Origin of the sequence: Reichenbachiella agarivorans, from assembly GCF_025502585.1 — a bacterium.
Lineage (GTDB): Bacteria > Bacteroidota > Bacteroidia > Cytophagales > Cyclobacteriaceae > Reichenbachiella > Reichenbachiella agarivorans.
In genome coordinates this window covers 2,313,456-2,338,167 of the sequence record NZ_CP106679.1, presented here as the reverse complement: position 1 = coordinate 2,338,167, position 24,712 = coordinate 2,313,456, and the positions used below count along the sequence as shown (strand labels likewise).

The 24,712-nt window shown below is 41.7% G+C and carries 22 protein-coding genes; 11 read left to right on the top strand and 11 right to left on the bottom strand.

Features of this window, described 5'->3' with window-relative positions; translation table 11 throughout:
• Window positions 1-148 precede the first annotated feature (148 nt).
• Window positions 149-2,572 carry a hybrid sensor histidine kinase/response regulator gene (locus N6H18_RS09700; protein ID WP_262308075.1) on the top strand — a complete coding sequence of 808 codons (2,424 nt, stop codon included), beginning with the start codon at window positions 149-151 and terminating at the stop codon, window positions 2,570-2,572.
• A gap of 39 nt (window positions 2,573-2,611) precedes the next feature.
• Here the strand turns inward: N6H18_RS09700 and N6H18_RS09695 are convergent, their stop codons facing one another.
• Genes N6H18_RS09695 through N6H18_RS09685 form a run of 3 tightly spaced genes read right to left on the bottom strand, consistent with a single transcriptional unit; the run spans window position 2,612 to window position 9,201 of the window.
• Window positions 2,612-3,520, bottom strand: coding sequence for a PorP/SprF family type IX secretion system membrane protein (locus tag N6H18_RS09695; protein WP_262308074.1), 909 nt, complete (start codon window positions 3,518-3,520; stop codon window positions 2,612-2,614).
• 4 nt (window positions 3,521-3,524) lie between these two features.
• Window positions 3,525-4,901 (bottom strand): gliding motility-associated C-terminal domain-containing protein, encoded by a 1,377-nt coding sequence (locus tag N6H18_RS09690; protein WP_262308073.1) that lies wholly within the window; start codon window positions 4,899-4,901, stop codon window positions 3,525-3,527.
• Between the two features lie 4 nt (window positions 4,902-4,905).
• Window positions 4,906-9,201, bottom strand: coding sequence for a beta strand repeat-containing protein (locus tag N6H18_RS09685; protein WP_262308072.1), 4,296 nt, complete (start codon window positions 9,199-9,201; stop codon window positions 4,906-4,908).
• Window positions 9,202-9,588: 387 nt separating this feature from the next.
• Between N6H18_RS09685 and N6H18_RS09680 the strand changes: the two genes are divergently transcribed.
• Together N6H18_RS09680 and N6H18_RS09675 are read left to right on the top strand one after the other, a co-directional pair.
• The gene (locus tag N6H18_RS09680; protein ID WP_262308071.1) at window positions 9,589-10,473 is read left to right on the top strand and encodes an aldose 1-epimerase family protein; all 885 of its coding nucleotides are present in this window, start codon (window positions 9,589-9,591) and stop codon (window positions 10,471-10,473) included.
• Window positions 10,474-10,480: 7 nt separating this feature from the next.
• A complete protein-coding gene (locus N6H18_RS09675) occupies window positions 10,481-10,717 on the top strand; it encodes a hypothetical protein (protein WP_262308070.1) in 237 nt (78 codons plus the stop codon).
• Window positions 10,718-10,790: 73 nt separating this feature from the next.
• Here N6H18_RS09675 and N6H18_RS09670 read toward each other — a convergent pair whose 3' ends face one another.
• From N6H18_RS09670 to N6H18_RS09660, 3 genes are all read right to left on the bottom strand, one after another.
• Complete coding sequence (locus N6H18_RS09670; protein WP_262308069.1) at window positions 10,791-11,318, bottom strand: DUF4251 domain-containing protein; 528 nt, start codon at window positions 11,316-11,318, stop codon at window positions 10,791-10,793.
• A 100-nt stretch (window positions 11,319-11,418) separates the two neighbouring features.
• Window positions 11,419-13,122, bottom strand: a complete 1,704-nt coding sequence (locus tag N6H18_RS09665) for a SulP family inorganic anion transporter (RefSeq protein ID WP_262308068.1) — start codon at window positions 13,120-13,122, stop codon at window positions 11,419-11,421.
• Between the two features lie 68 nt (window positions 13,123-13,190).
• A complete protein-coding gene (locus N6H18_RS09660) occupies window positions 13,191-13,814 on the bottom strand; it encodes a Crp/Fnr family transcriptional regulator (protein WP_262308067.1) in 624 nt (207 codons plus the stop codon).
• A 116-nt stretch (window positions 13,815-13,930) separates the two neighbouring features.
• On the opposite strand from N6H18_RS09660, the gene N6H18_RS09655 reads away from it, so the two are divergent.
• The 8 genes from N6H18_RS09655 to N6H18_RS09620 all read left to right on the top strand — a co-directional run bounded on the left by N6H18_RS09655 (window position 13,931) and on the right by N6H18_RS09620 (window position 19,586).
• The gene (locus N6H18_RS09655; protein ID WP_262308066.1) at window positions 13,931-14,476 is read left to right on the top strand and encodes a YceD family protein; all 546 of its coding nucleotides are present in this window, start codon (window positions 13,931-13,933) and stop codon (window positions 14,474-14,476) included.
• A 12-nt stretch (window positions 14,477-14,488) separates the two neighbouring features.
• The gene (gene rpmF / locus N6H18_RS09650) at window positions 14,489-14,680 is read left to right on the top strand and encodes a 50S ribosomal protein L32 (RefSeq protein ID WP_262308065.1); all 192 of its coding nucleotides are present in this window, start codon (window positions 14,489-14,491) and stop codon (window positions 14,678-14,680) included.
• Window positions 14,681-14,882: 202 nt separating this feature from the next.
• Complete coding sequence (locus N6H18_RS09645; RefSeq protein ID WP_262308064.1) at window positions 14,883-15,881, top strand: beta-ketoacyl-ACP synthase III; 999 nt, start codon at window positions 14,883-14,885, stop codon at window positions 15,879-15,881.
• A gap of 26 nt (window positions 15,882-15,907) precedes the next feature.
• On the top strand, window positions 15,908-16,474 hold the full coding sequence (gene efp / locus N6H18_RS09640) for an elongation factor P (protein ID WP_262308063.1): 567 nt from the start codon (window positions 15,908-15,910) through the stop codon (window positions 16,472-16,474).
• Between the two features lie 121 nt (window positions 16,475-16,595).
• Complete coding sequence (gene accB, locus N6H18_RS09635) at window positions 16,596-17,072, top strand: acetyl-CoA carboxylase biotin carboxyl carrier protein (RefSeq protein WP_262308062.1); 477 nt, start codon at window positions 16,596-16,598, stop codon at window positions 17,070-17,072.
• Between the two features lie 28 nt (window positions 17,073-17,100).
• On the top strand, window positions 17,101-18,450 hold the full coding sequence (gene accC / locus N6H18_RS09630; protein WP_262308061.1) for an acetyl-CoA carboxylase biotin carboxylase subunit: 1,350 nt from the start codon (window positions 17,101-17,103) through the stop codon (window positions 18,448-18,450).
• A 68-nt stretch (window positions 18,451-18,518) separates the two neighbouring features.
• Window positions 18,519-19,196 (top strand): outer membrane beta-barrel protein, encoded by a 678-nt coding sequence (locus N6H18_RS09625; protein WP_262308060.1) that lies wholly within the window; start codon window positions 18,519-18,521, stop codon window positions 19,194-19,196.
• A 108-nt stretch (window positions 19,197-19,304) separates the two neighbouring features.
• Window positions 19,305-19,586: a VF530 family protein gene (locus N6H18_RS09620; protein WP_262308059.1), complete on the top strand. Its 282-nt coding sequence runs from the start codon at window positions 19,305-19,307 to the stop codon at window positions 19,584-19,586.
• 153 nt (window positions 19,587-19,739) lie between these two features.
• On the opposite strand, the gene N6H18_RS09615 is transcribed toward N6H18_RS09620, so the two are convergent.
• The 5 genes from N6H18_RS09615 to N6H18_RS09595 form a co-directional block, all read right to left on the bottom strand.
• Window positions 19,740-20,804 carry a PA0069 family radical SAM protein gene (locus N6H18_RS09615; RefSeq protein WP_262308058.1) on the bottom strand — a complete coding sequence of 355 codons (1,065 nt, stop codon included), beginning with the start codon at window positions 20,802-20,804 and terminating at the stop codon, window positions 19,740-19,742.
• Between the two features lie 65 nt (window positions 20,805-20,869).
• Entirely contained in the window at window positions 20,870-22,204 is a 1,335-nt protein-coding gene (locus N6H18_RS09610; protein ID WP_262308057.1) for a DNA recombination protein RmuC, read from the bottom strand.
• 91 nt (window positions 22,205-22,295) lie between these two features.
• Entirely contained in the window at window positions 22,296-22,904 is a 609-nt protein-coding gene (locus tag N6H18_RS09605; protein ID WP_262308056.1) for a YkgJ family cysteine cluster protein, read from the bottom strand.
• A 263-nt stretch (window positions 22,905-23,167) separates the two neighbouring features.
• Entirely contained in the window at window positions 23,168-24,139 is a 972-nt protein-coding gene (locus tag N6H18_RS09600; RefSeq protein WP_262308055.1) for a type I phosphomannose isomerase catalytic subunit, read from the bottom strand.
• Window positions 24,140-24,319: 180 nt separating this feature from the next.
• The gene (locus tag N6H18_RS09595) at window positions 24,320-24,706 is read right to left on the bottom strand and encodes a hypothetical protein (protein ID WP_262308054.1); all 387 of its coding nucleotides are present in this window, start codon (window positions 24,704-24,706) and stop codon (window positions 24,320-24,322) included.
• Window positions 24,707-24,712: the final 6 nt, after the last annotated feature.

Below are 24,712 nucleotides of genomic sequence, written 5' to 3'. Positions count from 1 at the left end.
TAATTATACAGACGCAATCCCTGATATGTATTAAAATAGCTATCTTATCGCAGCGTATTACAATTGAGAAAAATTAATGAGTCGGCATTTTTTCATATTTTTTGCTTTTTGGCTAGGGATATCTTTATCATCCTATGCACAAAAACCTATGGATTTAGAAGAAGCACTCACCAAAGAACTATCTCTCAATCAACACCTTAGTATCATTTCGGACAGTAGCCGTACACTGACCATTGATCAGATACTGTTACCCATCTATCAGCAGCAGTTTTCCAAAAAACACAAACACCTAGATGATCAATCTGCTCATTGGGGCAAAATATCAGTAACCAATCTGGACGAAAAGGTGCGCTTCTATTTCCTCTATGTTGGGAAAAATGATTTTATCGATGCATACTATGTCAGAAATGGTCATGTCATCGATCACGCCAAAAGTGGCTATCTCTATCAGGGGCAAGAAAAACAAATCGTAAAGGGAAGCTATTACATCCCTATCAATATTGGTCCAGAATCAACCATGGACATTTATATCAGAATAGAAGAGCAGATTCACCATGATCCAGAGTTCGAACTGCAACTCTACTCTCCTGATAAGTGGAATCACAAAATTGTGAACAAACAACTGTCGGACTTGATCTTCCAATGCATCTTTTGGGTCATATTACTGTACAACCTTTTTTTGTATTTCAATTCCAAGGAGATGGCTTATTTGAGCTATTCGGTGTATTTGTTTTTTGTATCCCTCTCTTACCTTTTCTTATCCGACCTATTGAGAGAAATGGTACTGACCTCAGTTCCTTGGCTCACCCCCTATTTCATGCCAGCCATCTGTCTCACACATGTATTCTACTGGCAGTTTGTGTTTAATTTTCTAGACTTTGAAAAAAACTTCCCAAAAGCCTATCGCATCCTTAAACCCTACATGTACCTCAATGCGCTTCTAGCCGTGATCATCATTGTGTACATTGTATTCACAGGAGAACCAGGACTACCTGCCGTGACGATCCGCTATCAGGTTCTCTTCAATGCCCTTGTAGTGATGGCTTTTATATTCCTGATCCGAAAATCCAAATTACCATTAGTCAAATATTACGCACTAGGCACTTTTCTACTGGTCGTGTTTTGTCTGATCGAGGGCATCACTTGGGATCCCAATACCTCCACTGCCTATCTCGTCAAATATGGGGTTTTGTTTGAGGTCGTGGTGTTTTCTATCGGGTTGACACAAAAAAGAAAATTGAATGAGCAGGAAAAGAAAGACATACTCGATCGAGAGATAAAGGAATTAAAAGTCAAGGAGAGCCTCTCCGAATGGCAAAAAGAAGAGCTAGAAAAGATCATCGACAACAGAACAGAAAAGATCGAAGAGAAAAACAAAATCCTCAAAGAAGCCATCAAACGAGCAGAAAAAGCTGCCAGTGTCAAGTCTGAATTTCTATCAGTGATGAGCCACGAAATCAGAACACCTATGAATGCGGTGATTGGTATGATCCACTTGCTCCTAGCCGAAAATCCAAAAAAATCACAGATGGACAACCTCAAAACGCTGAAATTTTCGGCAGAGAATCTTTTGATCCTGATCAACGACATATTGGACTACAGCAAGGTGGAAGCTGGAAAAATCAAATTAGAAAATATCCCTTTTGACCTGAGAGAGCTCACCAAGGGCATTGGGAATGCTCATGAGATCAAAGCAGCAGACAATGGTATCTCGTTCAACATCCTGATTGACCATCGTATCCCGGCCTCACTCAAAGGAGATCCCGCACGCATCACGCAGATCCTCAACAACCTGATCGGAAATGCACTCAAGTTCACACCAAAAGGAGAAGTACGACTGCTCATCAACTTCAAAGGCAAATCAAAAGGAAAGGTAAAACTCCAATTCATAGTAGAGGACACAGGTATTGGTATCTCCAAGGACAAGAAGGAAATGATCTTTGAGAGTTTTACCCAAGCGCATACGGACACTTCGAGGAAGTTTGGGGGTACAGGGTTGGGTCTGGCTATTACGAAACACCTCTTGACACTTTTCGATAGTCAAGTTTATGTCGAAAGTGAATTAGGTCAGGGCAGCAAATTCTTCTTCACTCTAGTACTCAAAGAAGAAAAGATCATGCCTGAGATCGTAGACATAGATCCTGAGGATTTGACTCCACAACTCCGAGACAAGAGCATTCTGATTGTCGATGACAATGACATCAACCTACTGATGACCCAGCAATTCATCAAAAAATGGGGCATGTATTGTGACATTGTACGCTCTGGCAAAGAAGCTCTGAAGGCCATTTTTGACCATGACTATGACTTGATCTTGTTGGATCTCCAAATGCCAGAAATGGATGGTTATCAAACCGCAGAAACCATTCGGTCTCTGGACAGTGACAATCTGAAGAATATACCCATCATCGCTATTTCGGCAGACACCTATGAAAATGTGTGCAAAAAAATAGAAAAGGCTCAAATTGATAACTTTATCTCCAAACCATTCAATCCGCCACTCCTATTGACCATGATAGGCCAGTACCTCATTCATAATAAAAAAGAAAAAAGGAGTCAATCCAACAATTGACTCCTTGCTGAAACAGGGATTGAATTTATTAGATTGAGATCAAAAATATCTGTTTCTTAAAGTCTGTCCCTTACCAAGAGTCGCGTCAAAGGCAATACTGATTTCATGAGTACCATAATTGCTTTGAATAAGAGAATTGGTTGGCAATTCAAAAGAGTAACCTAATCTCAAATTCTTTCCCATGTCTAAAATAAAAAACAATCCATAGTATCTTAGGTCTCTTGCATTGATACCAAACCAAATATACCCCTCCATAAATGCACTGACGCTCAGATCCAATGAGGGGGTACCCCCTTCTACATACCTACCCATAGCACTGAATTTGAAACTGTTAGAGAAGTATCCTTCATGGACATATCCACCTCCTAGGTAATAATGCCTTTGATAACGTGTGCTTGTGGCGACACCATCCTCCACCTTGACATCCAATATCCTTGGGACGGACAATCCTACAAAATATTTTTTGGACAGGAGCATAAAGCCTACACCAAAGTTGGGCTGTGTGACATTGTCTAAACCACTATATAGCCTTTCATCATCCACATAGTCCAGAGTCAATTTGGAAAGATCATAGCTATAATTAATTAGTCCTCCTTGAATCCCCATCCCAAGCTTTGCATCTCCCAATTTGAGATTGTATGATGCAGAAAGCTGTGCTTCTAAATTATTGTTTATTCCCAAGCGATCATTGACAAGCACTGTTCCCAATCCGATCTGACCATCCTTCAATGCGGATTGCAGGGTCAATGTATTAGTCACTGGAGCGCCCTCTAAACCTACCCACTGCAGACCCGTAATAAATGACGTAGAGAAGCGATTGTAGATACCTGCGTAAGCAGGATTGATCATCAGCTGATTAAAATGATACTGTTTGTAGAGCGGGTCAAGTTGCGCCATCAAGTTTGATTCAATCATGAGAGCGACGATGATAATAAAGATTCTCTTCATGATATTATCTCTTTAAGAATATAAAACCTGATGTGATAGCCTTGCTACCTTTTGTGATGGTATAGAAATATGTACCGTCTACCAACTCCCCTTTTCTCCCCACGTTTGAAAATCCAAGAAAAACTCTCTCTCGGTTGTCATATTCGCTCATTTTGAAAACCATGTCTCCATTGCGATTGAATATTTCGACTTCATTTTCTTCGTACAATTCTATGTTTTCGATTCTAAGAAAATCATGTTTACCATCTAAATAAGGTGTCAAAACATTGATTACTTTCAGAGGTGGCAGTTTGTTCTCCTCTCCAACATATCCCACTGCAAACAAACTCCCATTGGCAATCCCTTCACTGGTAATAAACCCAGAATAATCACCTCCATTGATCTTTGACATACCCAATGAATGAAATTTGCTATCGGATGATTTAGCCTGTGCTATCACCAAATAGTCTCTATTTTGATTGGATATTTCGTCTTTGTAAGGCAGCGTAATTGTGCCAGATCGGTATCCTTGATCTCTCGTCATGCGCCAATAGTTCAGATTTGAGATTGCGACCAACTCTTCGCCCAATTCCTGATGCGCAGACATGGTGTATGCTTCCATACCTATGAGAGGATTCAACCCCTCCACTTCATCCAACCATACTGGTAAATATTCGGATTCAGTCCCTATTGGGTACTGCAAACTGCCTTTGCCTGATCTAAACAATCTACCCACGAAGTATGATTTTTCTCCCACTCCTGTAAGTTTGAGAGTTGAATCAAGAACTAATTTAACCCCTTGATCTATTTTGATTAAACCTCTTCTCATCTCCAGATTGCCTTTGAGGACCAAATCGGTGGTTATATAAGTCCAACCATGATTATCTATGATGAGATTGTCCAATGTAGTAGAATTGCTACTCAAATACTGTTGTTCGCCTACCATTTTCAATAGACCCTCATGATTATCAAATAAACCTGTATTGACAAAACTTCCTGACAAATCGATTTGTCCTCTGTTAATTAGGTTTCCTTGGTTATTGAAGTGTGTGTTGATAGTCACCAGTGTCTTTGAAGTGATACTCAGCATCGCATCATCATTGACTAATCCCTGAGCAGCAAGTGGTAACCAAAGACTACTGATGAACAAGCTCAAACATAGAGTAGAGATAAAAATAAAGGAGGGTCTCCTTGATTCTACGATAGCAAATAGAGAGGTGAATCTTCCCTTCGTCCCAAGGATTGAATAGTCACCAGCTATCAATAGTACAGATAGGCCAAAGAAACCTGTGGAGTATCCCTCCTTCTCATCACTATAATTAAAAATCTTGAACGACTTCAATGCCATTTTCTCTCCTTCCTTGAAAGAGCAAAAATCCATGATAGATGATTTGTCTTTCATAACATTAGAAGATTACAGCTTTACTATTGCTACTAAATGATTCTTGTACCCATGCGCTCAAGGCATCTATGTATATCAACTTGAGCATTGAAGTATCTGGACCAATCAGTACATTCCCACTGTTTGTATCTAAATAGAGCTTATTGGTATCAAAATCGTATGAAGTCAAAAAATCTACCCTACCATTGATGGTTTGAGCATCAGGATCTACATTGACAATGATGAGTTCCTGTCCATCAATCCCAGGAGTAATTCCTGCTATTCTCACTGGTGTACCATTGTTGGCAGTATTTTGAACCTTTATGATCCTCGCCCCTACTGGAACGGTCAATGTATAGTTGGTTGTATTTATATTGTACACACTTGCTCTGACAGGAGTAACAATTGTACCTGTGATTTCTACATTGCCAATGACATCCAATTTTTCACTAGGAGTAGTTGTCCCTATACCAAGATCACCACTAAAAAAATTTCTTCCTTCACCAGTGGTATATATTCCATATTCATTAATTCCAGCAGAACCATTATTGATAAACAACCCGAAATTATTACCCGTACCCGAGCCAAGCATGGATATATACGCTCCATATGCTGCACCATTGCCGTCGGCATCTACGTTGAGACGCATTCCATAAGACAAATTGCTATTAGAAGCTTCAGTCCGTGTATATCCATAAAAGGCATGTCTTTGACCAGACCCCAAAGCAGTAATATCACTGTACACACCATAAACAGTACCTGATGTGCCTCCAGTGATGTTTGTTCTCAAACCATTGACTGTACCTGCATTTGCATTATTGTTGAGCTGTATTCCATAAGCGTTGGATGTAAGCACTTCCAATTGGGTATCAGTGCTAGCAGTGACTCCTATCCCCACTTGGCCAGTAGAGAGTGCGGTAAGGACGTCATTAGTGCCAACAATGCCACTTGCACTGATTTTAAACTTATCTGCATCACTTGCATCCAGTCCAATAGCATAACTGCCTCCAGAGGTTTGTAGAAAATTGATAGAAGCATCGCCTGTACCGTTCCCATCGCTTATACTAATCTGTGGTGTAGTTGAGTTAGCTGTACTGGTCTGAACATTCAGTCTCGATGATCCCAACGCAGTACCAATAGAAACATTCCCCGCTGTATAGTTAATTGACGAACCCGCGAGATTCCATAAACTGGATGGTACAGTTGCCCAAGACGCAGAAACACCATTGGTAGTAAGGTATTTACCTCCTTGACTAGATTGACTTGGCAACTCTGCAAACTGACTAAGATCTACATTAGTTGTTGTGGCAGCTTCAGTTATTCTCAATACATTGCCACTCATCACTGCGGATGTAATTAACTCGTTGCTGCTACTAGCATCAGCATCATTTGGAGAAGTAATAAATCCAAGAGCAGCTATTTCAACCATGCTCAGTTGTGTGTTGTCATCTCCGTCTGCTATGTCTGTAGGAATACCACTCAACTCTGACCAATCTATACCGTCTTTGATACTTGCTGGTACACTAGGATCCGTCTCTGTAGTGAGGTAGCCATTGTTGGACACATATCCATCCACCTCGCTTTCGGTCAACTGTGTATTGTCATCTCCGTCTGCCAAACCTGCAGGCACATTCGTTAATTTCGCAAAATCCATCCCTGTGATCTTCGCATTGGTTACTGCTCCATTGCTGATTTTCACAGTTGTGACCGCTCCATCTGGTAGAGATGCTGAGGCAGCAGTCGTTATTTCTCCTTGCAATTCTTCGAGTGCGGATTGAACATCTGTAGAAGTCAAGTCTCCTGATGGCATCACTCCTACTTCTCCTGCTGTTTGGTCATCACTGGCAGTTTTAAGGTAACCCATCGCTGCAATGTCCGAATCAGTCAGTTGTGTATTGTCATCTCCGTCTGCTATGTCTGCAGGAATACCACTCAACTCTGACCAATCTATACCGTCTTTGATACTTGCTGGTACACTAGGATCCGTCTCTGTAGTGAGGTAGCCATTGTTGGACACATATCCATCCACCTCGCTTTCGGTCAACTGTGTATTGTCATCTCCGTCTGCCAAACCTGCAGGCACATTCGTTAATTTCGCAAAATCCATCCCTGTGATCTTCGCATTGGTTACTGCTCCATTGCTGATTTTCACAGTTGTGACCGCTCCATCTGGTAGAGATGCTGAGGCAGCAGTCGTTATTTCTCCTTGCAATTCTTCGAGTGCGGATTGAACATCTGTAGAAGTCAAGTCTCCTGATGGCAACACTCCTACTTCTCCTGCTGTTTGATCATCACTGGCAGTTTTAAGGTAACCCATCGCTGCAATGTCCGAATCAGTGAGCTGTGTATTGGCATCTCCGTCTGCTATGTCTGCAGGAATACCACTCAACTCTGACCAATCTATACCGTCTTTGATACTTGCTGGTACACTAGGATCCGTCTCTGTAGTGAGGTAGCCATTGTTGGACACATATCCATCCACCTCGCTTTCGGTCAACTGTGTATTGTCATCTCCGTCTGCCAAACCTGCAGGCACATTCGTTAGTTTCGCAAAATCCATCCCTGTGATCTTCGCATTGGTTACTGCTCCATTGCTGATTTTCACAGTTGTGACCGCTCCATCTGGTAGAGATGCTGAGGCAGCAGTCGTTATTTCTCCTTGCAATTCTTCGAGTGCGGATTGAACATCTGTAGAAGTCAAGTCTCCTGATGGCAACACTCCTACTTCTCCTGCTGTTTGATCATCACTGGCAGTTTTAAGGTAACCCATCGCTGCAATGTCCGAATCAGTGAGCTGTGTATTGGCATCTCCGTCTGCTATGTCTGCAGGAATACCACTCAACTCTGACCAATCTATACCGTCTTTGATACTTGCTGGTACACTAGGATCCGTCTCTGTAGTGAGGTAGCCATTGTTGGACACATATCCATCCACCTCGCTTTCGGTCAACTGTGTATTGTCATCTCCGTCTGCCAAACCTGCAGGCACATTCGTTAGTTTCGCAAAATCCATCCCTGTGATCTTCGCATTGGTTACTGCTCCATTGCTGATTTTCACAGTTGTGACCGCTCCATCTGGTAGAGATGCTGAGGCAGCAGTCGTTATTTCTCCTTGCAATTCTTCGAGTGCGGATTGAACATCTGTAGAAGTCAAGTCTCCTGATGGCAACACTCCTACTTCTCCTGCTGTTTGATCATCACTGGCAGTTTTAAGGTAACCCATCGCTGCAATGTCCGAATCAGTGAGCTGTGTATTGGCATCTCCGTCTGCTATGTCTGCAGGAATACCACTCAACTCTGACCAATCTATACCGTCTTTGATACTTGCTGGTACACTAGGATCCGTCTCTGTAGTGAGGTAGCCATTGTTGGACACATATCCATCCACCTCGCTTTCGGTCAACTGTGTATTGTCATCTCCGTCTGCCAAACCTGCAGGCACATTCGTTAGTTTCGCAAAATCCATCCCTGTGATCTTCGCATTGGTTACTGCTCCATTGCTGATTTTCACAGTTGTGACCGCTCCATCTGGTAGAGATGCTGAGGCAGCAGTCGTTATTTCTCCTTGCAATTCTTCGAGTGCGGATTGAACATCTGTGGAAGTCAAGTCTCCTGATGGCATCACTCCTACTTCTCCTGCTGTTTGATCATCACTGGCAGTTTTAAGATAACCCATCGCTGCAATGTCCGAATCAGTCAGTTGTGTATTCGTATCCAAAGAAGATAAATCAATTGTATTCCCTCTTTCGATCGTCAAACTCATTCCAGTCAAGCTAATATTTTGATTATCTGAAATACTGAGGTCATTTAATTTTACAAATCCAAAAGCAGCAATTTGCTGTTCCGTCAACTGATTATCTGTATTGATTGAGTTTAAGTCAACGCTACCTCCATCACTCAAAGTCAAGACAGTACCGGTAAGACTGATTTGCTGTAGTTCATTCGTTTGGTCCAAATCTCCTATGTTGGTAATTAGATTTCCATTGATTTGGATTCCATCACCTGCAGTTAGAATCACGTTGGAGGCAATAGATTGCCAACTTCCATTTTGCCAATAGTAAAAAGCATTTTCATCACTGTCAAATACCATCAAACCATTTTCCTTATTGCTTAGTTTAGAGACAAAGGAATTGGCATTACGTTGAGCGGTTGATACCTTAGGTATCATCAAACCCTGATTATTGGTAGGGCTTACTAGTTCGAGTACAGCATTGGGGTTAGGTTGGTTTACACCTATACCCACTGATTGTGCAGAAACACGATAAGTAAGTACAAGCAAAATAAACAAACCCATTGATGTGGTTAGATAGAGGTTTTTCATTTTACAAAATCGATTAAAGTAACTTATATTCTCCCTTGGGACTTGGGAATCACAAAAGCAATTTCTCCTGATCTAACATCAATTTACCTGTACCTATGGTATAGGATTTACCTAGATTTAGGTTAGTTTTCCTAATAAAGGGGCTAGGAAAAAACCTCAACAACAAATTCCTGTCAAAAAACTTCAAAATTCTGTCAACCTCATGCCAAGGGCAGTTATACACTGACACTATAAAGAGGGTTATACCTTATTAAAGTATTCCCTAGGCTCTAATATTACACTCTACATTTGCACAAAAAAATTTGAGGATTTTAGGCGATTTTATGAATTGCCACTTGTAGATTGACATTATTCGTTAATTTTAGCGCACCACCGAAATACAGTCCAGTGAAATATAGCATTGAGAATAGTCAGTTTAGAGTAGAGGTAGAGGAGTTGGGCGCAGAACTGTGCAGTATCAAATCCCTAAAAAGTGAGCGAGAATACATCTGGCAAGCAGACCCTAAAATTTGGGCAAGTTCTGCACCTGTACTATTCCCCAATATCGGTTTGCTCAAAGACGGCAGCTACAAGTTTGAAGGTAAAACCTACCAATTGCCCAAACACGGAATCATCCGAAACAATGCAGCTGTCAAATTGATCAATCGCTCCCCGAGCAGACTTTCATTTTCTCTCTCTCATAGCGAAGAAACCATGAAAGTTTTTCCCTTTGAATTTGAATTCAAGATCAACTTCCTGCTTATGGACAATAGACTTCAGGTCTTTCATGAAGTCGTTAATACTGGCAAAAACCCAATGTATTTTTCGATTGGTGGACATCCTGCTTTCAATTGTTTGTGGAACGAAGGAGAGTCATTGTCTGATTATTACATTGAATTTGAAGAAGATGAAACGGCCTCTATTTCTCAACTAACCCCTGGTGGATTATTGATGAAAGAAGAAATCCCCTTTTTGAAGGAAAGCAAAAAACTATATCTATCAGAAAAACTATTTGACAAGGACGCATTGATCTTTACCGAATTGCATTCATCTGAAATTTCGCTTAAATCAAAAAAGAACAAAATTCAGATTAAAATGAATTTTGCAGACTTTCCGTTTTTGGGAATCTGGTCCAAACCCAAAGCACCATATGTATGTCTGGAGCCTTGGGACGGATTGCCTGATTATGAAGACACCACACAAGAATGGACTGCCAAGATAGGCAACCTCAAACTAAAGGCTGGTAATACACACTATGCCTCATATCAAATTCAAATCATAGAACCTAAATAATACCGCCATGGGCAAGAATGTTTTACTCGCTACTTTATTGATCATCTCGGTATATTTTGGATTTATATCCAACAGCCGCTCCAAAGAAGTCAAGAAACAAAAAGAAATCGCTGAAGCCAATATGGAGCTAGCTCGCGTGATGGAAATCAAAGCCCTCGAACAAGAAGAAATCGCGACTCAAAAAGCAGAAGAAGCCAGAAAGGCACTGCAATTGGCAGAAGAGGCAATTGCTAATTGCAAATAGATACTAGAGAATACCAAAAAAGGGGTAGTGCAATTAATTGCACTACCCCTTTTTTACGCCTGTTTTTAAGAATCTAAAGTTTTGTTTCCAGTGGCTTAATTGTCCCATCATAAGTGATGCGATTTCTAGCACTGCTGGTGATACTCAGTGAAGCACTCCTACTACCTACTATAGTCAAAGTACAATTGTACACCTCATTCCCAGCCTTTGACTTGACACTAAACATCACAAGTCCTTTCATTTTCTTATCATTGGCAATGGCTGTCAATCCCATGGCAGTACCATCAAAATTAATTCCACCGTCACCGCTCATGTCATACATCTGTACTTCTCCAAAATAGGGCAAGTCTCCTGTCACTGTAGAATCTTTCAATATGAAGCTATTGGGATTACCAATCAAATTGATTCGGCGACCTCTCTGTGTACTCGCCCAATCTGCAGTAAAAGAAAAAGCGCCAGACTTGACCAACTCCTTCGTCTCTGAATACGCTTCCTGTTTGGCCTGCATTTTCAACTCTCTTTTCGACATTTTGTCCTGACCAAATACCGCTACGATAGTCAAAAACAAGAACATCAATATCATCACTAAACTTTTCATCATCTTCATTCTATAGTTATGAGAGAGAAAACAAATACTTTGCCAGAAATCAAAAAAAAATGCAGTGCACTGTGCTGATGGCTTTGCACTTCAAAAAATGGCTCTAAACTCCAGAGACATTCGTCTGAAAGGGAATTTCTTCTTTGGGTATGATTCCAATAGCAGATTCAATAGATTCATGAAAGTTGTGTAGGCCTATCTGACTCACTAATCCTGATCGATATAGTTTGTCCCTCACAGGACCAATTACTGCTGCCAATTTGAATTGGATTCCTCTTTGGTTCAAATTTTCGTAGATGCGGTGAAGCGTCTCCATCCCACTAGAATCTACATCTCCTATGCTCTGTGCATCCAAAACAAAAAGTTTCATTTCGGTCTTTTTAGCAAGCATCTCGTCGATTTTTTCTCGTAGTGCGACCGTATTGGCAAAATACAAACGGGCATCAAATCTCAAAATCCCAATTTCTGGTCTATCCTGAGCATTTTTGAAGCGCTCCAGATTCCTAAAGGTATGTGTCCCTTCTATTTGACCCAATTCTGCTATGTGCGGGGTAGATGTCTTGTAGATCAATACAATAAGTGAAATCACCACTCCCAATCCGATTCCCCATTCAATCCCTAGCATAATCGTACCTCCCAATGCTACCAGCATCATCACAAAATCATAGCGATCCGTTTTCCACAATCGCTTGACTTCTTCGACTTTGATCAATCCAGCCACTGCCATAATAATAATAGCAGCCAAGGCAGCGTGAGGCAAATAATAGAACAGTCCCGTCATAAACATCAGCACAGACAAGACAACCATCGCACTAAAAATCAAAGCAAGAGTGGTTTTCGCTCCAGCTGCATCATTGACGGCTGTACGACTAAAGCCACCTGTCGTAGTAAAACTGCTAAACATAGACCCTATCATATTCCCCATCCCCAATGCAATAAGTTCTCGGTTGGATTTGACTTCATATTCGTTCTTGTGATTAACCTGAACAGCTTGCGCCAAAGAATAGGCCTCTATGAAACCAATGATTGCCAGTGTAATGGCGGTAGGAAGTAAACTCTGTATTTGATACCAAGTCCAAGTAGGGACTTGCACGGATGGGATTCCCTTTGGGACGAAACCTATGATGCTCACCCCTATTGTTTCTAAGTGAAAGAAATAAACGACAAGAGAGCCCAAGACTACCAACACCAAACTCGCAGGGACTTTGGGGCTGATTTTTCGCAACACTAACGTCAATAATACGCCGGAAACCCCAATAGCAAATGAGTACCAGTTGATGTCAGAGGTTTTGGATATCAGTTCTACAATTATTTCGTGCAAATATTTGCTGCGTGAAAGATCAACTCCTGTCAAATATTTCAACTGATTGACCATGATGATCAACACTGCGGCTATAGTGAATCCCGTGATCACAGGCCTTGACAAGAAATTGGTCAAGAATCCCAATCTAAATAGCCCCATGGTCAACTGGATCATCCCTATCATGAGCGCCAACAAAACTGCCAACTCAATGTAGTGATCACTGCCTGCAGCAGCCAATGCTGACACCCCAGTCGCAACGAGCAACGAATCCATGGCCACTGGCCCTACTGCCAACTGCCGAGAGCTACCAAATAGAGCATAAACAATCTGAGGAAAGATCGCTGCATACAAGCCGTAGACGGGAGGCAAACCCGCAATCATGGCGTATGCCATCCCTTGTGGAACGAGTAAAATCCCGACAATCAAGCCAGCCGTCAAATCTCCCTTGAGGTGAGACTTATGATAATTCCTTAGTGTAGCAATGATTGGGAAGAGCTTCTCCATTTAGGGCAATTTAATCATACCTACAAAATTAGTAGAGTGTACGAGCCAAATATGTAACCATTGTTACACTACAATATTTCTATTCTGTTGCGATGCAGCTCGATTTGATCTTCTTCAGCCAAGCGCTTGAGAAGACGAGAAATAACTACCCGCGAGGTTCCGAGATCGGTAGCTATCTCCTGATGAGTCTTGAATATCTCAAAGGTGCCTGTGTTGGTCTTGACATCCAGGAGATAATTCAGAAGTCGCTCATCCAGATTCATAAAAGCTACAGCATCCAATGCGCTCAGCATTTCTTCGAAACGAGCATTGTATGAGCGAAAAACGAACTGCCTCCAACTAGCATACTTCATCCATTCATCCATGTACTCTAGAGGGATCATGACCATTTGCGCTTCGGTCTCTGCAATAGCTTTGATTTCGCTCTTTTTATGGTTCATACAGCAGGTCAAAGACATCGCACAGGTATCACCACCATTGAGATAGTACAAAAACAATTCATGACCCTTTTCGTCTTCACGGACAATTTTAATTGCCCCATTCAACACAAGCGGAATCGATTTGATATATTTGCCATAATCTATCAGGGTAGTACCTGCTTTTAGATTTTTTAGAACGGCTTTGTCTTCTATTTCATCGATGAGTTCCTTTTGGAATACGTTTCCAAACATCGGCAGTAGCAAGTCTCTCATAATCAATAGTAGATGTTTTTGGACAGAAGTCTAATATTCAGACCAAAATTCAGAAATAGTTTTTAAATTATAAATTTTAATCTCTAAATTTGCGGACTTATTTTCTGACAAACGATATGAAAGAGAATAAACACTTCAGAATTGACATTTATGGGCTCAGATTGGGTTCTCATTCATTCAGTTTTGACATTGACAATTCGCTCTTTGAGAAATATGATGATAGTGTAATTGAATCTGGAAAGGCTCATTGCGCCATAGAACTGGTAAAAAAAGAAAGGTTGATTGAGGTCAATTTTTCAATCACTGGGACTGTAGAATTGGTGTGTGACAGGAGTTTAGAGGCATTCGATCATCCTATCGACATAGAAGAGCAACTGATTCTCAAATACGGGGAAGATTTTGACGACAGTCAAGATGACATCTGGACGATACCTGATGGACAGCAAAGCATCAATGTAGAAAAATGCATTTTTGACTACCTGACCTTGAGTATCCCGATGAAAAAACTTCATCCCAAGTTTGAAGAGGAGGAAGATGATGAATACGAGCTCTCATTGGTTTATTCTTCGGAAGAAGATGAAAACGAATCAGAAGAATCGGACGATCAAGATATAGACCCAAGATGGGCTTTATTAAAAAATATTAAGAATAAGGAAAATTAAAAAAATAAGAAAATGGCGCATCCAAAACGCAAAATCTCGAAAACGAGAAGAGACAAAAGAAGAACACACTACAAGTCTGAGGCTAAAAACTATGTAGTTTGTGCGACTACTGGAGAGGCACATTTACCTCATAGAGCTTACTGGCATGAAGGTAATCTATACTACAAAGGAAAAGTAGTAATAGAGAAAGAAGTAGCGGCATAATTGATTGAGGCTATTTGGCAAAATATTAGAAGTCTGCTAGATCAGCAGACTTTCTGTGTTTATATGAATGATGCGTGCATACCATCTGTGGTGCAACTATTTACGGCTTTCAAAACTGAAATAATTGCTTAAATTGCCGCCTTATATGATACCAACAGTTGCCAAACATCAACCAGAAGTTACCATTTAACACCTTTTGCAAATGAGTAAGATAAGAGCTGCTATTACAGGCGTACATGGTTATGTACCAGACTACGTGTTGACCAATGCAGAATTAGAAACCATGGTGGAGACCAGTGATGAGTGGATCACCTCCCGAACAGGTATCAAAGAAAGAAGAATTTTGAAAGGCGAGGGACAAGGTACCTCAGTCATCGGTATAGAATCTTGCAAGGGTCTCTTGGAGAAAACAGGGACAGACCCCAAGGACATAGATTTGATTATCTGCGCCACTGTCACTCCTGACATGCCCTTCCCCGCTACTGCCAATATCATCGCTGACAAAATCGGTGCTGTCAACTCGTTTAGCTTCGACATGTCAGCTGCGTGCTCAGGCTTTCTATTTGCGCTGACTACTGGCGCACAGTTTATCGAGTCTGGCACTTACAAAAAAGTGATAATCATAGGGGCAGACAAGATGTCCTCAATCATCAACTACGAAGACCGTACTACCTGTATCATCTTTGGAGATGGCGGTGGAGCTGTGCTGCTAGAAGAAGACAAAGAAGGCAATGGTATCATAGATTCGATCCTGAAGACCGATGGGTCTGGAGCCGAATACCTAGGTATGCAAGGTGGAGGTAGTAGACTACCCGCCACCGTAGAAAGTGTGTTGGCTAAAAAACATTACGCCTTCCAAGAAGGGTCAACTGTATTCAAATTTGCAGTGACCAATATGGCTGATGTCTCTGCCGAAATCATGGAAAGAAACAAGCTGACTGGAGATGACATAGCTTGGCTAGTCCCTCATCAAGCCAACAAGCGCATCATTGATGCTACAGCGAGACGTATGGAGATCGATGACGAAAAGGTCATGATCAATATCCAAAAATATGGAAATACCACGGCGGGCACGCTACCACTTTGTCTCTGGGACTATGAAAATCAACTCAAAAAAGGTGATAACATTGTCTTAGCTGCCTTTGGTGGTGGATTCACTTGGGGTTCTATTTATTTGAAATGGGCCTATGACCCAAAGTAACGTAAACATTAAAATTCAAATTCAGAATGGCTAGTACGGCAGATTTTAAAAATGGAATGTGCATAGAATACAATCACGGATTGTATTTCATCATTGATTTTCAGCACGTAAAACCTGGAAAAGGTCCTGCTTTCGTAAGGACTAAATTGAAAAACGTCAAAACTGGTAAAGTGATAGACAACACTTTTACCGCTGGCGTCAAGGTCAATACGGCGAGAATTGAGCGTAGAGATTATCAATTTCTCTACAAAGACGAATTGGGCTACAACTTCATGGATAGCAATACCTATGAGCAGATTTCACTCCAAGCAGAATTGATCGACGCACCTCAGTTCCTCAAAGATGGACAAGACGTGACCGTGGTCTTTCATGCAGAAGAGGAATTAATCTTGGGATGTGAATTGCCAAACCATGTAATATTGGAGGTGACTTACACAGAGCCAGGACTCAAGGGTGACACAGCAACCAACGCAAGTAAGCCAGCACAACTAGAAACTGGCGCTGAAATTCAGGTTCCTTTGTTTGTCAACCAAGGAGACGTATTGAAAATCGAAAGCCAAACAGGAGCTTATGTAGAAAGAGTAAAGAAGTAATTCGTTACTCTTTTTTTTGTATCTAATCGTTCAATTTTTTAATTGCTCGATTCTCTTAAATTTGTAAGGTAATATCCCAAAAGAGGCAGCTCAGGGAAATCTAAAATTAAACATCAATCAAATGAAGGTTAAAGAAATCAGAGATTTAATCGACTTCCTTTCTAGCACAGGCTTAGAAGAAGTAAATATTGAGACAGAAGAATTCAAGATAAAAGTAAAGAGAAGCAGCGAAACGCAAGTAGTTGAAAAAATGGTTGCTTCCGCTCCTTCGCCAGTAGCAGTGGCACCAGCGCCCGTGGCAGCACCAGTTGCAGCTGCACCAGCAGCAACTGCCGCCGCTCCTAAAAGTGAAGGAAACTACCTCACGATAAAATCTCCAATGATCGGCACTTTCTATAGATCTGCTAACCCTGAATCCCCAGAGTTTGTCAGCATAGGAGACAAAGTAAGCGCTGGCGATCCAGTATGCATCATCGAGGCGATGAAGCTATTCAATGAAATTGAATCTGAAGTATCAGGAACAATCGTGAAAGTATTGGTAGAAAATGCTCAACCAGTTGAGTATGACCAACCTCTATTCCTGGTAGATCCATCATAATTTTTACTTCAAATTAAATACCGACTAAGTGTTTAAGAAAATATTAATAGCAAACAGGGGGGAAATTGCTCTAAGAGTAATCAGAACTTGTAAAGAGATGGGGATCAAAACCGTAGCGATTTACTCTACGGCCGACGCAGACAGTCTTCACGTAAGATTTGCTGACGAAGCGGTATGTATTGGCCCTCCTCCGAGTTCTCAATCGTACCTCGACATCAAAAAAATAGTATCTGCTGCAGAAATTACCAATGCAGATGCCATTCATCCTGGATATGGATTCTTGTCCGAAAATGCAGAATTCTCTAGAGTATGTGAAGAATACGGCATCAAATTTATCGGTGCGAGTGCAGAGATGATCAACCGCATGGGCGACAAAGCCACCGCCAAAGAAACCATGAAACAGGCAGGCGTACCTACCATACCTGGTTCGGATGGATTGTTGAAATCTGTAGAAGAAGGCAAGGAAATCGCCAAAAAAATCAAATATCCTGTCATCATCAAAGCCACAGCAGGTGGTGGAGGGCGTGGTATGCGTATCATTCGTGATGAAAGTGGATTCCAAAAAGCATGGGATGATGCCCGTACTGAATCTAAAGCCGCATTTGGTAATGACGGAATGTATTTGGAAAAATTCGTAGAGGAGCCTCGTCACGTAGAAATCCAAATTGTAGGAGACAGTACTGGTCGTGCATGTCACCTATCAGAGCGAGATTGTTCGGTACAGCGTAGACACCAAAAATTGACAGAAGAAACGCCATGCCCTGCTAGCGTGATGACGCAAGAGTTGAGAGAGCGAATGGGTGCAGCAGCAATCAAAGGTGCGGAAGCCATCAAATACGAAGGCGCAGGTACCGTAGAGTTTCTTTTGGACAAACACGGTGATTTCTACTTCATGGAGATGAACACCAGAATCCAAGTAGAACACCCGATCACAGAAGAAGTCACTGATTTTGACCTCATCAAAGAACAAATCAAAGTGGCAGCAGGTATTCCTATCTCTGGAAAAAATTACTTCCCGCAGCTTCATGCCATCGAGTGTCGAATCAATGCAGAAGATCCAGCGAAAGATTTTAGACCTTCGCCAGGCAAGATTACCAATTTGCATCTACCTGGTGGACATGGTGTGCGTATCGATAGCCATGTCTATGCTGGCTATACGATTCCTCCGAACTATGACTCTATGATTGCTAAGGTGATTATCTCTGCTCAAACCAGAGAAGAAGCCTTGGTGAGAATGAAAAGAGCCTTGGAAGAATTTGTCATCGAAGGTATCAAGACGACTATTCCGTTCCATATCAAATTGATGGATGACGAAATATTCAAGTCAGGACAATTCAATACTTCCTTCATGGATACTTTTGATTTGTCAGACCTATAATTGACTTTGTCAAAACACAACATTTAAATTAGTAACCGAGTAACTTAATGCTCGGTTATTTTTTTGCTTTGAAAAATTCAATTCTACATATCACCCTCCTTTTACTCTTGGCGGCATCATTGCAGGCACAGGATAGTACCACACATGTCAAAAAACAAAAAGCACTGTTGCTTGGCCTTGGGTCTTCGCACTACCGTGGTGATTTGGGCGATGGATATGCGGGAGGGCGGATGTTGGTTGCAGTCGGGCTGGAACTGAATCGCAACAAACGACTCAATGGCAACTTTGTGCTCAACTTTGGCTCAATCCAAGGCAACGAACTGGATTATCAATATGATGATGGCAGTGGCTCTCCCACTACTCCCAATGAAACATTCAGTACCAACTACTTCAGTTTCAATTTCGAAGTTCACTACAATCTCATCCACAAAGAAAACTGGAGAGTATATGTATCTCAAGGCATAGGACTCATGCGCTATGTTCCCAAAGATGAAGATTTGAATGAACTCATGGATCAAACAGATACCAGAGCATTGAATGAAACGTATCGCAATCTGACATTCATTCTACCTACTCAAATCGGATTCAAATACTACCTCAACAACGGCTATGGCGTAGGTATGCAAGGGGGATTCACCAATACCCTCACAGACTACCTCGACAATATCTCTGCTTGGGGCAACAAGAAAGGCAATGATAACATCTTGACCATCAGGGTGCAGTTGAGTATTCCGATCCCACTGTAATTGCATTTTCAGTCCCAACACAAACACACCCTTCACTAAACCTTATCCATCAAAAAACTAATCGATTCGTTAACTATCTTGCAGTTCAATAATCACAAGATGCCATCCATGGAAGACAACAATAAAAAAGAAGTACCCACCGATCAAGTCAACAACCCTCTGCATGGGGTTAAATTGGCAGATATGTTGACAGAATTAATCGAAATGTATGGCTGGACAGAGCTAGGTAAGCACATAAGAATCAATTGCTTCAACAACAACCCTACCTACAAATCCAGTTTGGCTTTCCTAAGAAAAACTCCGTGGGCCAGAGAAAAAGTGGAGCAGCTATACCTCCGCTCGCTCAAAGGAAAAATAGAACATATCACCCACCGCTTGAAGAAAAACTAAACTTTCATTTTGGCAGAGTTAGCTTTTCCAAAGTTCTATCTCTTGAAGTCTCTGGTAGTGAAGACTTTGAAAAACATCTTTGATCCAGAGAAATACCTCTTGGGGAATGTTTAGGAATATCCTAGCAACCCATAAGCCAGTAAATCAACCATCTCAAAACAAACTCAATTGACTCTCTCCTGCTCTGCGAAACAAAGTAGTGTCCATAGGGATACGTGGACCATCTAGCTTGTACTTCTTTCGCGCCATGACAAACATTTGCGCGATGTGGTCGGCATACTCGCCCTCCCCCCTCATCCGCGTACTGAAACGACTGTCATTCAATTGACCGCCATGCAATTCTTCGATCTGATGCAGTACTTTTTCTTTGCGATCTGGATAATGTTCGTCAAGCCACTCCTCAAAGAGCTGACCAATCACTCCATTGAGTCTTACGACGGTATGATACAGGTGTTTGGCACCATTGTCAGCTGCCTTTTCGGCGATCTTCATGATTTCTGAGCTATTGATGTTGGGGATGACTGGCGCCATCATTACCGATACTGGCACGCCGTTTTCGGACAGTCTGCGTACTGCGTTGAAACGCAACCCTGCAGTAGAGGTACGAGGCTCCAGTTTCTCTCTAAGCTTTTCGTTGAGAGTCGTGATGGATAGTACAACACGGACGAGATTCAGCGCAGCGAGTTCTTTGAGTATATCCAAGTCTCTCAGTAACATGGCATTTTTGGTAATCAATCCCACGGGGTGACGGTATTCGAGGCATACCTGCAGGATGCTCCGTGTGATTTTCAGTTTCCGCTCGATGGGTTGGTAGCAATCCGTGTTCCCAGATAGCATGATCGGAGCAGGTACCCAATTTTTACTGTCAAATTTCTTGCGCAGCAATGCTGCCGCGTTGTTTTTGACCAATATTTTACTCTCAAAATCTCGTCCTGCACTGTAACCCCAATATTCATGGCTATTTCGCGCATAGCAATAGATACAGCCATGCTCACAACCCTGGTAGGGGTTCATAGAGTATGGAAAGGGCAGGTCAGGGCTATTGACCTTGTTAACAATGGTTTTGGGAGTAACCTTCAAGTAGGAAGTCTTCTGCTTCAGAGAATCGCCACTGAGATGGAGGTGTTCGTAAAATTCGAGATCAGCTTCCACTCCTTGTGCCAAAAACTGATTTTGCGGGTTGCTCTGTGCCCCTCTCCCGTGATTTTGATCTAACATAGCATTTTCGAATCTAGAATTCAAAAATGCTAATTATTTTAGTTTTAAACTAAATATTATAGCTATTAATCTCCAGCTCTTTCTATCAGTTTTTGATCCATGACCTTGGTGGCTTTGGCGCCCATGTTTTTGAGTTTTTCTGCACGATTGATCAGGTTGCCAGTACCATCGTACAGTTTTTTGGCTGATTCACGATAGACTTTTTGAGTCAGATCGAGTTGTGCTCCTACCTTCTTGATATCCTCGACGAAAGAGACAAATTTATCATACAAAGCCCCTCCTTGTCGTGCGATCTCAATGGCATTTTTGCTCTGGGTGTCTTGTTTCCAAATGAATGAAACCGTGCGCAAGGTCGCCATCAGCGTAGAGGTAGATACCAGTACAATGTTCTTTTCCAAAGCCTTTTCATACAATCCCTGATCCTCCTGCAATGCTATGGTCAATGCAGGTTCGTTTGCCACAAAGAGCATCACATAGTCTGGTTGATTGATCTCATAGAGATTTTGGTAATCCTTGCTCCCCAATATCTTGATGTGAGAATTGACACTATCGATGTGTTCTCTGAGGTAATGAGCCTTTCTGATTTCTTCAGTTTCCTCGAAGTAGCGGGCGTAAGCGGTGAGAGAAACTTTGGAATCGATCACGATACTCTTGCCATCAGGCAGATTGACAATAAAGTCCAAACGTTGGTTGTTGCCATCTTCATTCTTAAAGTTCTTTTCTCGCGAGTAGTGTACCTCTCTTTCTAGTCCGACTTTGTTTAAGATGCCTTCGAGTTGCATTTCTCCCCAGTTGCCTTGAGTTTTAGAATCGCCCTTCAGTGCTTTGACAAGATTTTCTGCTTCTTTGGTCATCTTTACATTGGCACCTTTGAGGTCGTCGATTTGATGCTTGAGGGTCAGATTCCAAGCATTACTGTCCTTGTTGGTTTGATCCACTTTTTTCTCAAATTCGAGAATCTTCTCCCCTAGCGGTTTGAGTAGTTCACCGACTTGTAATTTGTTTTGATCTGTAAATCGCTTGCTCTTCTCTTCGAAGATTTCATTGGCGAGATTTTTAAACTCTGCCGAGAATTTCTCTTTGATCTCATTGAGTTCTCCCTTCTGAGTTTTGAGCGTCTCCTGTAGGTTCTTGTGTTCGGTTTCTAGGCGGGCGTACTGGTTGCTGAGATGAAGTCCCTTGTCTCTTTCCGTCCGCAGTTCGGTATTGATGGTTGCAATATCTTTGCCCAGAGAGACGGAGCGTTCCTGCTCCATTTTGAGCTGCATTTCTAGTTCTTTGGCTTTGAGAGTATCTTCAGAATTGACACCAGATTCAAACTTGGCCTTGGCGATAAACCAACTCACCGAGCCTCCCAAAAACAACCCCGTGAATAGGTAAATAAAATGATATGCTTCCATAAAACAAATCTATGCACTGAGGTGCAAAAGGGTGATCTGAAAAAGAATTCTTTTTGTGTAACCCTCTCGATAAATTACAAAGCTTCAGGTTTTAGGCAGCTCCTTTCAAGCCCCTTGGAAAAGGCCGATATGCGTAGTGTTGCAAAACCTCTTCAAGTGCCATCTTCAATGCTTGATTGATGGGCACCATGGTGTTGCCCAGACGAATATCTATCTGCGCCAATTGCTGGTAATAATCAGAAAAGATCGGTACGTATTGACCTTGAGCAATTGCTTCGCTTACTTTTTGGTAATTCTCTGCTTGGCTCTCTTTGATGATTTTGCAGGTGGCTAAGCGCAATTGCCCGAATTTGTCTCGACTTGCACCATAGCCAAACAGTCGGCAGATCAACCCACGGTGGGCATAGTCACTACAGCTACCGCTATGACTGTCCAAGAGGGTTAGGGGTTGATAGATGTAGCATAGGGCTGGCGCATCATTGGTGAGTTGATCCAATACTTGCTCTGCCTGGCCATTGAGGAAGAGGTGAAAAGACCAAGGTAGAAACTCTAGGGGAGAGGCATCAATATCTGCTTTGGCGCAACACTTGCCACATCCTGGCTTGCAGTGCAAATTTGCGGAGGAATTAAACTGGATGATTTCCTGCTCAAGTCGCCCAAACAAGCGTTCGATCGACTTCACTTTTCGTACAATTGACATATTTCTAAAGCCAAAATTACACTAGAAAAAATCAATTCTGCCAAAATATTTTTTTTGGAGATATTTGGTGGGGTCTTATAACATAGTGCCATCAATGACGCTATCAAAAACAATTTCACTTGATGTTGGAAATGACTTTAATTATCCAATTCACTCAAATATTCCGACCATTTATCTGTCATTCGCTGTTATGCTTCGTTTCTTTATTTTTTACAAAATTTGAGTACGCTCACAACAAAGTAAACGTACTCCTTTTGTTAATCTCAAACAGTCACCTCTAGCAACTCCATGCCATTAGACTTCAATTGTACTTGGTCAATCGCTGCTGGCAGCAAAATCGTTTCTCCCTTTTTGATAGAGACACTGTGATCGTTGGCAGTGACGGTTCCCTCTCCATCCACACACATGTAGATCACAAATGAGTCCGTCGTGCTGTAATCAACTGCTGTTTCACCTTTGACAGGGAGATAGTTGGTCGTGAAGTAAGGACAGCTTGCAATCTCATTGGAGGCATTTTCCTTTTTATCATACTTCAACCAGAAATCATCCTTCTTCTCAAAATCTATGGCATCCAATGCCAACTCTGTATGCAACTCTCTGGGTTGACCGTCTTTGTCCAATCTGTTCCAGTCGAATACTCTGTAGGTCACGTCAGAAGTCTGCTGTATCTCTGCTATCAAACAACCCGCTCCGATGGCGTGAATCTTACCTGTGTTGATGAAAAAACTATCCCCTTTTTTGACTTTTTCGACATTGAGGATGTCCTCCAGGGTATTGTTATCCACATGTTGGATGTATTCGTCTTTGGTCACTTCTTTGTTGAAGCCCACGATCAGATCTGCATCTGGCTCGGCATCCATGACGTACCACATTTCTGTCTTGCCAAAGGAGTTGTGACGCTTTTTGGCCAACTCATCGTTGGGATGCAGTTGGATGGATAGCGGCACTTTAGCATCAATGTATTTGATCAAGATCGGAAAATCTGCACCGAATCGTTCGCTATTTTTCTTTCCGACCAAGTCCGCTCCATAGGTATTGATGAGTGCTTTGAGGTCTGTTCCTTTGAGATCCCCATTGGCTACCACAGAAGCATCACCTGGCACATCGGAGATTTCCCAGCTCTCGCCCAGATTCTTCTCACTTGATTGTTTGTTGAGTACGTCTACTAGTTTGTCTCCTCCCCACATTCTGTATTTCAGAATCGGTTCAAATTTGATCGGATAGTTTAATTTCATTTTGCCCTTAATTTAAAACGCAAGTATAAAAACTACCTACCAAACGAATTGTTTATTCCTGCCCTTTTTGTCACCCACTCACCCAGGCTTTTCAAAATCCTTGGTTGATTAAATAAGCAATGGCTTATACTGGCAATCCAAACATTTCCTTGTTCAATTATTACGGATCAATTGAAAATATCAAAACAACTTGAAGTAAATCCACTTCAATCCCATCATACAGAGCAAAGAAATGGGATGATAAATAACAAAAATAAAAATCATCGCACTTTCATCTGACCCTTCAATTTTCAATAATTTGATGAGCCCTGGAACAATCCCAGCGATACTTGCCAAATACAAGATAGAAAACCCCAATGAATAAAGAATATAGCTCCAGTTGTGAGCTGCAAAACCAAGAAAAATTGAATTCACAACTATAAATCCTATAAAAATGTAACCTGCTAAGATCCAAGTAGTATCTGCATTCTTAGGGATGGTCAAAAGAATTGATAGAATCGTCAGCACTACAAACAGTGAATACTGCACAAAGGGTCTTTGGAGTAATTCGAGAATTGTACTTGTCATATCCTA